The sequence below is a fragment of the Zoogloea sp. LCSB751 genome (assembly GCF_002028455.1).
Classification (GTDB): Bacteria; Pseudomonadota; Gammaproteobacteria; order Burkholderiales; family Rhodocyclaceae; genus Zoogloea.
This window is the reverse complement of record NZ_MWUM01000680.1, coordinates 1-232: the sequence shown is the minus strand read 5'-3', so window position 1 is coordinate 232 and position 232 is coordinate 1. Positions and strand designations below refer to the sequence as shown.

Below are 232 nucleotides of genomic sequence, written 5' to 3'. Positions count from 1 at the left end.
TGCCGATCCGCAACTGGTCATCCAGCAAGTCACGGATATGGCGCTCCTCGATGAGGGGGTTGAGCAGGACGGCGCGCAGCAGGGTGAGCGGCTGTGCTCCGTAGCGGCTCACCGCACGCTGGGTGCGGGAGACGAAGCTGTGCCCCTCGGCGCGTTGGGCCTTCTGCAACGCCACGTTGAAGGCGTTGATCTGCTCGTTGGCCGCCTCGTCCGGTGCCTTGCCTTGCAGGTG

General features: G+C 66.4%; 1 protein-coding gene. It reads right to left on the bottom strand.

Translation table 11 applies throughout. The annotated features are described in order from the left end of the window. On the bottom strand, positions 1 to 232 hold a 232-nt coding region (locus B4920_RS28155; protein ID WP_368664755.1), incomplete at both ends, for a hypothetical protein.